Genomic DNA, 13,446 nt, shown 5'->3' on the forward strand with positions numbered 1-13,446 from the left:
GCACCCGCCCCGCACAACCCCACACAACCCCAAGCAACGTTGAGCGCCCGACTTGAAGAGCCGCCCGCGCCCCCGTAAAGCAACCGCGTTCCTATCCCTGTCGATCGGTTGTCCATGCTCGCTTTCTTCCGCCGCCTTACCCATTCGAAGGTCGGCGTGATCATCACGTTCCTGGTACTCGGCGTGATCGCGCTCGCGTTCGCGGCGGGTGACGTCACGGGGCTCAGCTCGATGACCGGCGGTGCCGGGATCACCGGCGGCGACGTCGCCAAGGTCGGCAAGGCCGAGGTCACCGCGAACGACGTCAAGACGCAGGCGCAGACCCAGCTCGAAGGCTTCCGCCAGGAACAGCCGACGCTGACCATGGCGAGCTTCGTCAATCAGGGCGGGCTCGACGGCACGCTCGACCGGATCATCTCCAGCATGGCGCTCGAGCAGTTCGGCCGTGCGCAGGGCATGGTGGTCAGCAAGCGCGCGGTCGATGGCCAGATCGCCAGCATCCCCGCGCTACAGGGCCCGACCGGCAAGTTCGACGAGAATCTCTATCGCCAAGTGCTCGCCCAGCGGAAGCTGACCGACGCGCAGATCCGCAGCGACATTGTCCGCGATACGTTTGCCCAACAGCTGACGATCCCGAGCACCGGCGCGACGCAGGTGTCGAGCCAGCTTGCGCTCCCCTACGCATCGCTGCTGCTCGAAAAGCGCACCGGCACGATCGGCTTCATCCCCGCGGCGGTCGTGCCCGCTGGACCGGCGCCAAGCGACGCTGACCTCGCCACTTTCTACAAGCGCAACATCGCACGCTATACCGTTCCCGAGCGCCGCATCGTCCGCTATGCGGTCGTCTCGCCCGACCGGGTCAAGGCACAGGCCGTCCCAACCGACGCCGAGATCGCAAAAACCTACCAGCAGGACCGCGCACGCTACGCCGCGACCGAAAAACGCACGATCACGCAAGTCGTGGTCGCCGATCAGGCCGGCGCCACCGCGCTCGCCGCCAAGGTGAAGGCCGGCACTAGCCTCGCCGACGCCGCCCGTGCAGCAGGCCTCGAAGCCTCTACGCAGACCGGTGTCGAGAAGGCTGGCTATGCGGGCACCGCCTCCGCGCAGGTTGCCGATGCCGTGTTCGCCGCCGCCACTGGCGCGGTGATCGGCCCGGTCCGTACCCAGCTCGGCTGGACGGTCGCCAAGGTCGACAAGGTCGAGAACGTCGCCGGTCGTTCGCTCGATCAGGTCCGCGGCGAGATCGCGGCTGCACTCGGCATTCAGAAGGCGGCGGCGGCGCTGTCCGACGTCCATGACAAGATCGACGACTCGCTCTCGAAGAACGCCACCTTCGACGAGGTGATCGCCGACCAGAAGCTCGCGGCCGTCACCACGCCCGCGCTGATCGCGAGCGGTGCCAACCCCGACGATCCCGCCAGCCAGCCGAACGCCGCGATCGCGCCGCTCGTCGCCGCTGCGTTCCAGGCCGCCGAGGGCGATGCCCCGCAGCTCGTCCAGCTCGGCACGGACGGCGGCTTCGCAGTCGTCGCGCTCGGTCGCGTCGTCCCCGCAACGCCGCGTCCACTCACGCAGGTTCGTGCCGCAGTGCTCCACGACGTCACCGCCGATCGCGCGCGGCAGGCGGCGCGCAAGGTCGCGGCCGACGTGCTCGCGCGGATCAACAAGGGCATGCCGATTCAGCAGTCGCTCGGCCAGACCGGCCTGAAGCTGCCCGCTGCCCGGCCGCTGACCGCGTCGCGCGCGCAGATCGCCGCCGATCCGCGTGGTGCACCGCCCGCGCTCGCACTGATGTTCAGCATGGCGCCGAACACCGCCAAGACACTCGCCGCGCCCGACGACAGCGGCTGGTTCATCATCAAGCTCGACAGCATCGCCAGCGGCAATGCACTTGGCAACGATGCCGCGATCAAGGCCGCGCGCGCCAATATTGGCCGCTCGGTCGGTCGCGAATATGTCGAGCAGTTCGCCAAGGCGGTCCGCGCCGATGTCGGCGTCAAGACCAACGCAGCATCGCTTGCCCGCGTCCGCGCCGACTTGCTCGGCCAGGGCAGCTCGGGCAACTGACCGCATGACCAGCGCGCGTGAAGCTTTGGCCGAAGGGCGTCCCGCGCTCGTCTGGCGCTGTCAGGTTGCTGATACGGAAACCCCGGTCGCCGCCGCACTGAGGCTGATCGAGCCGGGGCGCGGTGACTTCCTGCTCGAGTCGGTCGAGGGCGGCGAGACGCGCGGTCGTCACAGCCTGATCGGGTTGGCCCCCGACCTGCTGTTTCGCGCGCATGGCCATCGCGCCGAGATCAACCGCCATTGGGCAACCGATCGCGAGACGTTCGATCCATGCCCGGTGCCCACGCTCGATGCACTTCGCGCTCTGGTTGCGGAATGCCGCGCGGACGTTCCCGCGGAACTGCCCCGCGCGCTCGCCTGCCTGGTCGGCTATTTCGGCTATGAGACGATCGGCCTGGTCGAGACCCTGCCGCAGCCGCCGGTCGATCCGCTCGGCCTGCCCGACATGATCTTCGTGCGGCCGACCGTCATCCTGGTATTCGACCGCCTGACCGACGCGCTCTACCTAGTCGCGCCGGTCTGGCCCGATCCGGCCCGCGATGCCGATGCGATCGTGACCGAAGCCGAAGATCGCCTCGACGCGGTCGCCGCCAAGCTTGCCAGTACGCCGGTCCCCGCACCGATCCGCGCGGATGTCGCCGAACCGACCTACACGCCCGCGCTCCCCGAAGGCCGCTACGGCGAGATGGTTGCGGCGGCAAAGGACTACATCCTCGCCGGCGACATCTTCCAGGTCGTGCTCGCCCAGCGCTTCAGCACGCCATTCGCGTTGCCGCCGTTCGAGCTGTACCGCTCGCTACGCCGCATCAACCCGTCGCCATTCCTCTACCACCTCGACCTCCCCGGCTTCGCGCTGATCGGATCGAGCCCAGAGATCCTCGTCCGCGTCCGCGACGACGAAGTGACGATCCGCCCGATCGCCGGCACGCGCCCACGCGGCAAGACCGCCGCCGAGGACGAGGCGAACCGCGTCAGCCTGCTCGCCGACCCGAAGGAGCGTGCGGAACACCTGATGCTGCTCGATCTCGGCCGCAACGATGTTGGTCGCGCCGCGGCACCCGGCTCGGTAAAGGTTACCGCCAGCTACGGCGTGGAATTCTACAGCCACGTCATGCACATCGTCTCGAACGTCGTCGGCACGCTGTCCCCCGACAAGGACGCTCTCCACGCGCTGTTCGCTGGCTTCCCCGCTGGCACGGTCAGCGGCGCACCCAAAGTCCGCGCCTGCCAGATCATCGCCGAACTCGAACCCGAACGCCGCGGTGCGTACGCTGGCGGGGTCGGCTATTTCTCGCCAGACGGCTCGATGGACTCGTGCATCGTGCTGCGGACGGCGGTGGTGAAGGATGGCATGATCCACGTCCAGGCAGGCGCGGGGATCGTCGCCGACAGCATCCCCGAATACGAACAGCGCGAATGCGAAGCCAAGGCCGGCGCGATCCTCGCCGCGGCGCGCGAAGCGGTCAGCCGAGCGAAGGCACCGGGTTTCGGGCAGTAGATCCGGTCACCCAGGACCGACCTTCGCCTTATTATCAGACCTCCCCGGCGAAGGCCGGGGTCCAGTTGGAGAGGTCGCGGCAACGATTTGCGACCTCCTTTACGAATGTTTCCCAACTGGACCACGGCCTTCGCCGGGGAGGTCATTCGAGGTTACGGAGCAACCTTAATGACAAACGCTTAGGGCTGCGTGTTCGACTCGGTAGCCGAAGCCCGACGCTCGGCCGCATACGCCTGATTGCGCTGCATGAAACAGCCCGACTGACCGCCCGTCCCGACCGCCGAACACGTATCCGGCAACCCGCCAGCCACGCGCCCGACCTGATCCATCGTCGCCGCACGGTTCACCCAGCTCTGGTTCTGCGCCGCGATCGGCTTGTCTTCGCGGAGTGCCTTGGGAATGCGATACGGCTGGTCGAGCGTCGAGCAGACGACGATTTCGTTGCCGCTCGAAGCCGGGCATTTCTGGTCGCCGGTCAGCGTCACGCTGCGGATCCGCTGGGGTGGCTTGTCGACCTGAGCGTCCTGTGCCGAGGCCATGGCGGGAAAAGCGATCAGTGCGGCGAGGACGGCAGTACGAAACATCGGTTAAGCTCCTTCGGACCAACAACGTCCGTCTTGCGGCATTGCTCCGCGCTGAATGATACACGACACACGCTTGATGACCGCGACGATCGTGCCGAAATCTGCCGGTATCGCGATACGGTGTAACATGGTTGCAATTCGCCGGAGTGCAACACCGACGCGCACCCGCCTTGCACGGGGCACCGCATAGGCTATGGCGGCGCCATGATCCTCGTCGTCGACAATTACGACAGCTTCACCTGGAACCTCGTCCATTACCTGATGGAGCTTGGTACCGAGGTCGAAGTCGTCCGCAACGATGCGATCTCCGCCGGGCAGGCTCTGTCGTCGGGCGCGGACGCGTTCCTCATTTCCCCCGGCCCCTGCACGCCGACCGAGGCGGGTGTAAGCCTCGACCTCGTCGCGGCCTGCGCGGATGCCGGCAAACCGCTGCTCGGCGTGTGCCTCGGCCACCAGGCGATCGGCCAGCATTTCGGCGGCAAGGTCGAGCGCGGCGGCCTCATGCACGGCAAGACCTCGCCCGTCGTCCACGACGACACCGGGCTCTACGCCGGCCTGCCCTCGCCGTTCATCGCCACGCGCTATCACTCGCTGATCGTCAACGCAGTCCCCGACACGCTGGTCGTCAACGCGACCGCGCAGGACGGTACAGTGATGGGCTTCCGCCACAAGACGCTGCCGATCCACGGCGTCCAGTTCCACCCGGAGAGCATCGCCACCGAACACGGCCACGCGATGCTCGCGAACTTCCTGAAGATGGCGGGTATTCCGATAAAGCCACGCGAAGGGCTGGAGATATGACCGCCGCCCTCCGTCACCCCGGACTAGTTCCGGGGTCCACGGTCCCGCACGCTCGCCGGCCATTAAACACGCGGAACGGTGGATGCCGGAACGAGCCCGGCATGACGGAAAACATTACGGTGGTACGATGACCACGACCACCGTTCTCCCAGACCCCAGCTCCCCCCTCTCGCGCGAATCCGCCCGAGAAGCCTTCGCCGACATCCTCGACGCCCGCGCCAGCGACGACGCGATCGCGACCTTCCTCACCGATCTCGCGACCCGCGGCGAGACCAGTATCGAGATCGCCGAAGCCGCGCGCGCACTCCGCAACCGGATGCTCCCGATCGACGCCCCCGCCGGCGCGATCGACGTCTGCGGCACCGGCGGCGACGGCCACCACACCTTGAACGTCTCGACCGCCGTCGCGCTGGTCGTCGCCGCGTGCGGCGTCCCCGTCGCCAAGCACGGCAACCGCGCTGCCTCCAGCAAGGCCGGCGCCGCCGACACGCTGGAGGTCCTCGGCCTCGACATGAACCGCGCCGGCGCCACTGCGGAGGCAAGCCTCAACGAGATCGGCATCGCCTTCCTGTTCGCCGCCAACCACCACCCGGCGATGAAGCGCATCACCCCGATCCGCCAACGCATCGGCAAGCGGACGATCTTCAACCTGATGGGCCCGCTCGCCAACCCGGCCGGCACCACCCGCCAGCTCATCGGCATCGCCCGCCCCGACTATGTGTCGCTCTACGCCGAAGCACTCGAACAGCTTGGCACCGAGGCCGCGTTGGTCGTCTCCGGCGAAGAAGGCCTCGACGAACTGTCGGGCGCCGGCCCCAGCATCGTCGCCTCGGTCGGCAGCGTTACGCTCCCCGGCAAGGTCATGCCCGAAGACGCCGGCCTCACCCGCCACGCCATCACCGACATCCGCGGCGGCGACGCGCACCACAACGCCGACGCACTCCGCCGCCTGCTCAAGGGCGAGGCCGGCGCCTACCGCGACGCCGTTCTGCTCAACGCCGCCGCCGCCTTGATGGTCGCCGGCACCGTCCCCACTCTCGTCGACGGCGCGGCCAAGGCCGCCGCCGCCCTCGACACCGGCAGCGCCGACGCGCTGCTCGCCCGCTGGATCGCCTACTGACATGACCATGCTCGACCGTATCCTCGAGACCAAGCGCGCTGAAGTCGCTGCACGCAAGGCCACGACCTCGCTCGCCGATATCGACGCCGGCATCGCCCGCATGTCGAAGCCGCGCGGCTTCCGCGCCGCGCTTGATGCGAAGAAGGGCGACACCAAGACCGGCTACGCGCTGGTCGCCGAGGTCAAGAAAGCCAGCCCCTCAAAAGGCCTGATCCGCGCAGACTTCGATCCCGTATCCCACGCTCGCGCCTACGAAGCCGGTGGCGCCGCCTGCCTGTCGGTCCTGACCGACGAAAAGTGGTTCCAGGGCTCCGACGCCTACCTGACCGCGGCCCGCGACGCCGTCTCGATCCCCGTCCTGCGCAAGGACTTCATGGTCGACCCCTGGCAGTCGACCGAGGCCCGCGCGATCGGCGCCGACTGCATCCTGATCATCGTCGCAGCACTCGACGATATCCAGATGGCCGAGATCGAAGCCTCCGCGCTCGAATGCGGCATGGACGTACTGGTCGAGGTCCATGACGCGCACGAGATGGAGCGCGCGCTGCGGCTCAAGTCGCGCCTGATCGGCGTCAACAACCGCGACCTGCGCGACTTCTCGGTCGATTTCCAGCGCACCTACGACCTCGTCGGCAAGGCGCCCAAGGACTGCACCTTCGTCGCCGAAAGCGGCCTCACGACGCGCGCAGAGCTCGACGCGATGGCCGCGCACGACATCCACTGCTTCCTGATCGGCGAAGCACTGATGCGCCAGGACGACGTCGAAGCCGCCACCCGGGCGCTCGTCGGATGACCGGCCTGACCCACATCGACGAAGCCGGCGCGGCCCGCATGGTCGACGTCGGCGGCAAGGCGATCACCGCCCGCGAAGCCATCGCCTCCGGCCGCATCACCATGTCCGCCGAAGCCGCCGCAGCGATCGGCGCCGGCACCGCGAAAAAGGGCGACGTCCTCGCCGTCGCGCGCGTCGCTGGCATCATGGCCGCCAAGCGCACTAGCGACCTCATCCCTCTCTGCCACCCGCTCCCGCTGACCAAGGTGGAAATCGATCTGGTCATCGACGAAACCGGTGTAACCGCCACAGCCACCGCCTCCACTGAAGGCAAGACCGGCGTCGAGATGGAAGCGCTCACCGCCGCCACGGTCACGCTCCTGACGATCTACGACATGGCCAAGGCGATCGACAAGACGATGGTCCTCAGCGACATCCGCGTCCGCGCAAAGTCCGGCGGCAAATCCGGCAACTGGACCGCGTAACCAAACCCTCTGCCCAACGGGGAGAGGGAAAGACGCCAAAGGCGGCGAGGGTGAGGGCAAGCCAAGCAGTTTGCCGTCAATTCAGGGTCTCAATCCCCACCCATCGCCCATTCATGATCCTCAACGATCGTAGACTCGACCGGCCGCCCCGCCGCATCGAGCGAGGGGTCATACCGAAACCGCTCCTCGATCAACCGACATGTCAGCGCATCCAGCTCCCGACTTCCGCTCGACCGAGTCACTCGGCACCGCGAAACCCGCCCATCGGTCTGCACAAGATACCGAACCGAAACCCGCCCCCGGATCCCCGTCTCGGCCGCCTCGCGCGGATAGTCGGAATCCTTCAACCGCCCCTTGCGCCACCGCGGCGGCGTTTCCTCGCGACCCCCGCCGTCGCCATCGCCATCGCCACCGCTGCCGGTGCCATTACCAATCCCCCCACTCCCGGTCCCCGGTCCGCGAACATCCGAAGCGCCAGCCGTCGCCTGCGCGCCCACCCCAGCCTTCTCCGCAACGACGACAGGCGACGGCACCACAACCGGCACCACCGGCGGCGGCGCCACCACCTCGGTAGCCTTCGATTTCAGATTAGGCGGCGACGCAGCCCCCTCCGGCTTGCGGCTCGGCGACGGTCGAGGTCTGACCTTCTCCTCGGGCGGCGGCGGCGGAGGCGCTGCCACATTGAACACCTTCAACGCGTCGCTCACCGCCGCCGGCATCGTCACCACCAGCCCGTTTAGCAGCGCATAGCCAAGCACCCCTGGCAACAGGACAGCACCCACCGCCGCCCCGATCCTGTCTCTCGCCCGAGGCTGATTACGTGTCATCATACTGATCTGGTGTCTCTTTCTCCCAAACAAAGCCCCGCAACCGATGAACCCGCGCTGGCCGAGCGTTTGGAGAGGTGATGGACGACTAGCCCGAACTCCTTGTCGGGCTGCGAAGAAGCGGAACACTATCAACACCACCCCGGCGAAGGCCGGGGCCCAATTGGGAAGGTCACAGTAACGAAGCGCGACGTCCGCCAAACCCATGTTTCCCCGCGAAGGCGGGGACCCAGTCTGGGCTCCCGCCTTCGCGGCAGAACAAGGGTGCACCAGCCGCGCCGAACCGCCCTGCCACCCACCGCAACCCCAACAACACCTGTCCTACGTCCCAAACCCATGGCAAAGCGCCAGACACGCCAAAACTCACCCCCTCCCGCCGGACCTTCTACCGGACGAGACCGTTCCAAACCTGAACCCCAGAACCGCGCCCGCCAAATGTCTCCCAGCGTGTGAACTTCCTGCACTTCCAGCAGGAGAACCGCCCAAAAACAGAGCCTTAGCATGACCCTAGTCCCCGTCGCCGAAGCCCAGTCCCGCCTCTTCACCATGGCCCCCCGCGTCGGCCACGAAACCGTGACGCTACGCGAAGCCGCCGGCCGCTGGGCCGCGCAGGACATCCTCGCCCGCCGCACACAGCCCGCCGCAGACCTTTCGGCCATGGACGGCTACGCGATCCGCTACGCCGACCTCCCCGGCCCCTGGAAAGTCATCGGCGAAAGCGCCGCCGGCCGCCCCTTCGCAGGCCACGTCGCTCCCGGCCAAGCCACCCGCATCTTCACCGGCGCCGCTATGCCTGACGGCGCCGACACCGTCATGGTCCAGGAAGAAGCCGAGCGAGACGGCGAAACCCTGATCCTGGCCGGCGAAGGCCCACCAACGCTCGGCCGCAACACCCGCCGCAAGGGCCTCGACTTCTCCACCGGCACCCGCCTCATCGCCGCCGGCGACCGCCTCAGTCCAGCCCGCATCGCCGTCGCCGCCACCGGCGGCCACGGCAGCCTCACCGTCAACCGCCGCGTCCGCGTCGCCGTCGCCGCCACCGGCGACGAACTCGTCCCCCCCGGCTCGACCACCGACGGCCTCGCGCTTCCCGAATCGAACGGGATCATGCTCGCCGGAATGCTCGCCGACATGCCAGTAGACATCATCGATCTCGGCATCCTGCCGGACAATCTCGAGATCCTCCGCGAGGCCTTCGCCAGCGTCCAGGCCGACCTGCTCGTCACCACCGGCGGCGCGTCGGTAGGCGACCACGACCTCGTCCGCCCGGCGATCGAAGCCGCCGGCGGCACCATCGATTTCTGGCGGATCGCGCTGCGCCCCGGCAAGCCGATGATGGCTGGCCGGATCGGCGAGATGATGGTGCTTGGCCTCCCCGGCAACCCGGTCTCCGCGTTCGTTACCGCAACGCTGTTCGTCAAACCCGTCGTCGCGCACATGGCCGGCGCAAGCGACCCGCTCCCCCAGTCGACCCACGCGCTACTCGGCGAAGACCTCCCCGCCAACAACGCCCGCACCGACTATCTCCGCGCCGAACTCCGCGACGGCAAAGCCTATGCCTCGACGATCCAGGACAGCTCGATGCTCCTGACACTGGCCCGGTCGACCTGCCTCATCGTCCGCCCCGGCAACGCACCGATTGCAAAGACAGGCGAATCGGCGGAAATCCTCAAGATCGCGTGATACGGACGCTTGACGCCGTTAATTATGTTCCATAGAAGTTCCCAGTCTGTTCCGGACGGAGAACCGCCATGCTCACGCGCAAGCAGCACGAACTTGTCTGCTTCATCAACGATCGCCTCAACGATACCGGCGTCTCGCCGTCGTTCGAGGAGATGAAGGACGCGCTCGACCTCAAGTCGAAGTCGGGCGTCCACCGTCTGATCAGCGCGCTCGAGGAGCGCAACTTCATCCGCCGCTTGCCAAACCGCGCGCGTGCACTCGAAGTGCTGCGCATGCCCGAACGCCCGGAAAAGAAGACCCTGTCCAAGCCGTCGAACGTCAAGGCAGCCCCCGCCGCCGCGACGCCGCAACCGGCCAATGACGTCATCGAGATCCCCCTCCACGGCCGCATCGCCGCCGGTGTCCCGATCGAGGCGTTCGAAGGCAGCACAATGCTAGCCGTCCCCGCCGCGCTGCTGGGCACCGGCGAACACTATGCCTTGGAAGTCTCGGGCGACTCGATGGTCGAAGCCGGCATCCTCGACGGCGACTACGCCCTGATCCGCCGCACCGAAACGGCGCGAGACGGCGAGATCGTCGTAGCGCTGATCGAAGACAGCGAAGCCACCCTCAAATACTTCCGCCGCGAAGGCGCCATGGTTCGCCTCGACCCGGCAAACCGAGCCTACGACCCCCAACGCTACGCCCCCGCCCAAGTCCGCGTCCAAGGCAAACTCTCCGGCATCCTCCGCCGCTACGACTGAGCTACCGAGACCGATCTGCGTCATCGCGAAGCAGGTCGGTCTCAGTTTTTGGTTGCTCAGGAAAAGCGACAGCGAAGCCTATCAGCCAAGTCGGTCTTCCCGCCGACAATAGCGCCGGGATCTCGTCGGCAAATTAAGCTAGACGCATTGGGCTGTGTAAAAGGCGGCTAGATTTTTGGACGCCAAGCCAGTCCCTCCAAGCGTCCGGAAGACCATCCCGCGGTCCGGCACAGAAACGCGCCGTCGGTTTGAACGCCCAATCTCTGCGCCTCTGCGCGAACATCTCGTCGTCAATCTCCAGTGCTGCCGACGAATCGGTTCACGCGGAGACGCGGAGGTGTTGCGCTGAGGGAAAACGAAGCACCTCCAAACGTCTTCGGAAGGAAGACAAAACAGTCCCGGCCCGAGTAACTTCGTCATACAAGAACCTTCTCCGCGCCTCCGCGTCTCCGCGTGAACCAGTTCGTCTCGCTGTGACCGCATGCGACGACGGAACATTTTGTTCACGCGAAGGCGGAAGGCGCGAAGATATGGTGCCTGGATCAGCGCCTAACGGTTTTCGCAGGCGGCAAAAAACTGACGTGAGTTTATCGTTCATGGAGGTGGAAGGCCTCCCGAGCCGCATCACCTTCGCGCCTTTGCGCCTTCGCGTGAACAGTTCTATTTTGACGGCCTCGTCTGGCACGAAACGCCGATGCAGTATCGTGAAACCGGTCATGGCGCGGCCTGAACGACGACGCGGTGCGTTCGAGGAGAGGCGGATCGCGCCAGGGGTGACGATCGCCTGCGTTCAGGATGGTCACGACTGTCCCGCTCCCCAAGGTCAGCGCGACGCCACCCGTTCGTCGCAGTATGCGGCGATCCAGTTTCAGCCACCGTGGCACACAGCGTTTCGGCAAGCCCCGTTCGCTGACGACGATATCGGCGCTGCGACAGGCGGCAATGAAATCGGCAATCGGGACCATATAGGCGCTGCGCGTTGCGAGAATCCGCCATGTCCGTCCCCGTGCGGCGATATCGGTGACGCACAGATCGCGGCTGCACCGCGCGTTGGGTTGATCCGCCAGCAACAGCGGCTCACCGTCCACCCCGCCGTTCTCGGCCAGCATGTCGCGCGTATAGTCGCCCGCGCGGTCGCGCAGCATCGCGAGCCCAGCCGCGGTCCGCACCGCGACATGGCGTCCGTCACCGGTCACGAGAACATCCGGTGCCGGCGTCGTCAGCGCCCAGATTGCCCCGGCCGCCAGCGGCATCAGCCCCAGCCGGCGCCACTGCGTTCGCCACAGCGCAACCCAGAGTCCTCCGACGATCATCAATGCAAACGCCGCAGTCGGCATTGCGGGCAAGGACCGCACCGAGCCCGGCGCAGCGGCGACGATATGCGCAAGCCAAAGCAGCGCATCGAGCGACTGCTGTACCAGCCACCAGATCGGCCTGCCCAGTCCGCCGACATCGAGCAGCAACGCCAGCGCCTCAAGCGGCATCACCACGAACGTCGTCAGTGGGATCGCTACGATGTTAGCGAAGGCACCGTACAGTCCGGCCCTGTGAAAATGATAGACTGCGATCGGCATCAACGCGAGTTCGACCAGCAGCCCTGTCAGCAGCAACGACCCAACGCCGCGCGCGAGTCTGCGCCCGCGCCCTTCGTCATGCGGGCCGAAGAACGCGCGGATTACCGGGTGTTCGTGCAGCGCCATGATCGCGGTGATTGCCGCGAACGAAAGTTGGAAGCTCGGCCCCGCCGCCGATTCGGGCAACACCAGCATGACGCACGCCGCCCCCGCCGCGACGAGGCGCAAGGTCATCGCCTCGCGCCCCATCGCCAGCGCCGCCAACACGAGCAGCGCGGCGACGCACGACCGGATCGTCGGAACCTGGCTTCCCGTCAGCAACGTATAGCCGATCGCCGCCGCCGCCCCGGCCAGCGCGGCAATCAACGGCAGACGCGCGTGCAAAGCCAGCCAAGGACTGAGCGCCAGCAGCCGCAACACGATCAACATCGTGGCCGCCACCGCAGCCGTTATGTGCAACCCGCTCACCGACAACAGATGCGCAAGCCCGGCGCGACGCATCGCCTCCGAATCCTCCTCGCTGATCGCGCCGACGTCGCCGGTTGCGAGCGCTGCGGCGATCCCCCCCGCACTGCCGTCCAGACGCGATACGATGTGGCGCGACAGCGCGACGCGGATGCCGGCACCCGTATCGCTCGGCGTCGTCACGACCAACGGTGCGAAACCTCTTCCCGTCGCACCGATACCGCCGAACCACGCGACCCGGGCGAAGTCGTAGGCGCCCGGCACCGCGGGCAGCGGCGGCGGCATCAGCCGGGCCCGCAGATGCACGACCGCTCCCGTGCCCAGCAACTTGGGCGCATCCGCTTCCGCAAGATTGACGCGGATGCGGTACGGCAAGGCGACCGGTTGCCCGTCGGTCTCGGCGCCCTTCCCGATCGGCAGCAAAGTCAGCCGGACCAGCTTTCGCGCGACCAGCGGTTCGATCGCCTCCACCTCAGCAGAGAAGCTCGCGATCGTCGGTCCACCCAGCACTGGTCGCGTCACCGACTCCGATCGCGCCCAGATCAGCCCAAGCCCCAGCGCCGCCGTCAGCAACCCGATCGCCAGCGACCGCGCTGCACGCCCGCCCTGCCCCACGGCCAGACACGCGAGCCCACTCGCCACCAAAACCAATATCGCCACGCACCACGCTTCCGGGTCCGGCAACGCGAACCACAACGCGATCCCCGCCCCCAGCACCACCGGCAGCCACAACGCCAGCTGGTCGCGCTCCGCCTCAAGCCAGCGCTCCACGGCAAGCCCGACGACGGCCCCCCATCGCGGCACGCCCATTTGTCGCCGCCAAG

General features: G+C 67.2%; 11 protein-coding genes. 8 read left to right on the forward strand and 3 right to left on the reverse strand.

Translation table 11 applies throughout. From position 1 onward, the window contains the following. Positions 1-114 precede the first annotated feature (114 nt). Together O6Y00_RS12325 and O6Y00_RS12330 are read left to right on the forward strand one after the other, a co-directional pair. Complete coding sequence (locus O6Y00_RS12325; protein WP_353442910.1) at positions 115-2,070, forward strand: peptidylprolyl isomerase; 1,956 nt, start codon at positions 115-117, stop codon at positions 2,068-2,070. Positions 2,071-2,074: 4 nt separating this feature from the next. Then, positions 2,075-3,568 carry an anthranilate synthase component I family protein gene (locus tag O6Y00_RS12330; RefSeq protein WP_353442911.1) on the forward strand — a complete coding sequence of 498 codons (1,494 nt, stop codon included), beginning with the start codon at positions 2,075-2,077 and terminating at the stop codon, positions 3,566-3,568. A 179-nt stretch (positions 3,569-3,747) separates the two neighbouring features. Here the strand turns inward: O6Y00_RS12330 and O6Y00_RS12335 are convergent, their stop codons facing one another. Continuing rightward, positions 3,748-4,152 carry a hypothetical protein gene (locus tag O6Y00_RS12335; RefSeq protein ID WP_353442912.1) on the reverse strand — a complete coding sequence of 135 codons (405 nt, stop codon included), beginning with the start codon at positions 4,150-4,152 and terminating at the stop codon, positions 3,748-3,750. A 204-nt stretch (positions 4,153-4,356) separates the two neighbouring features. On the opposite strand from O6Y00_RS12335, the gene O6Y00_RS12340 reads away from it, so the two are divergent. From O6Y00_RS12340 to moaC, 4 genes are all read left to right on the forward strand, one after another. Then, a complete protein-coding gene (locus tag O6Y00_RS12340; protein WP_353442913.1) occupies positions 4,357-4,953 on the forward strand; it encodes an anthranilate synthase component II in 597 nt (198 codons plus the stop codon). 127 nt (positions 4,954-5,080) lie between these two features. Further along, on the forward strand, positions 5,081-6,073 hold the full coding sequence (gene trpD / locus O6Y00_RS12345; RefSeq protein ID WP_353442914.1) for an anthranilate phosphoribosyltransferase: 993 nt from the start codon (positions 5,081-5,083) through the stop codon (positions 6,071-6,073). Position 6,074: 1 nt separating this feature from the next. Beyond that, complete coding sequence (gene trpC, locus O6Y00_RS12350; protein ID WP_353442915.1) at positions 6,075-6,866, forward strand: indole-3-glycerol phosphate synthase TrpC; 792 nt, start codon at positions 6,075-6,077, stop codon at positions 6,864-6,866. Further along, positions 6,863-7,330, forward strand: coding sequence for a cyclic pyranopterin monophosphate synthase MoaC (moaC, locus tag O6Y00_RS12355; protein WP_353442916.1), 468 nt, complete (start codon positions 6,863-6,865; stop codon positions 7,328-7,330). The genes trpC and moaC overlap by 4 nt, the downstream gene beginning before the upstream one ends. An 89-nt stretch (positions 7,331-7,419) precedes the next feature. Here the strand turns inward: moaC and O6Y00_RS12360 are convergent, their stop codons facing one another. Then, positions 7,420-8,112, reverse strand: a complete 693-nt coding sequence (locus O6Y00_RS12360; RefSeq protein WP_353442917.1) for an energy transducer TonB — start codon at positions 8,110-8,112, stop codon at positions 7,420-7,422. Positions 8,113-8,658: 546 nt separating this feature from the next. On the opposite strand from O6Y00_RS12360, the gene O6Y00_RS12365 reads away from it, so the two are divergent. Together O6Y00_RS12365 and lexA are read left to right on the forward strand one after the other, a co-directional pair. Continuing rightward, positions 8,659-9,840, forward strand: a complete 1,182-nt coding sequence (locus O6Y00_RS12365; RefSeq protein ID WP_353442918.1) for a molybdopterin molybdotransferase MoeA — start codon at positions 8,659-8,661, stop codon at positions 9,838-9,840. A gap of 68 nt (positions 9,841-9,908) precedes the next feature. Further along, a complete protein-coding gene (gene lexA, locus O6Y00_RS12370) occupies positions 9,909-10,583 on the forward strand; it encodes a transcriptional repressor LexA (RefSeq protein WP_353442919.1) in 675 nt (224 codons plus the stop codon). A gap of 587 nt (positions 10,584-11,170) precedes the next feature. Here lexA and O6Y00_RS12375 read toward each other — a convergent pair. Further along, entirely contained in the window at positions 11,171-13,432 is a 2,262-nt protein-coding gene (locus tag O6Y00_RS12375) for a ComEC/Rec2 family competence protein (protein WP_353443032.1), read from the reverse strand. Positions 13,433-13,446: the final 14 nt, after the last annotated feature.

This window comes from Sphingomonas faeni (assembly GCF_040407565.1).
GTDB classification, from domain to species: domain Bacteria; phylum Pseudomonadota; class Alphaproteobacteria; order Sphingomonadales; family Sphingomonadaceae; genus Sphingomonas; species Sphingomonas faeni_F.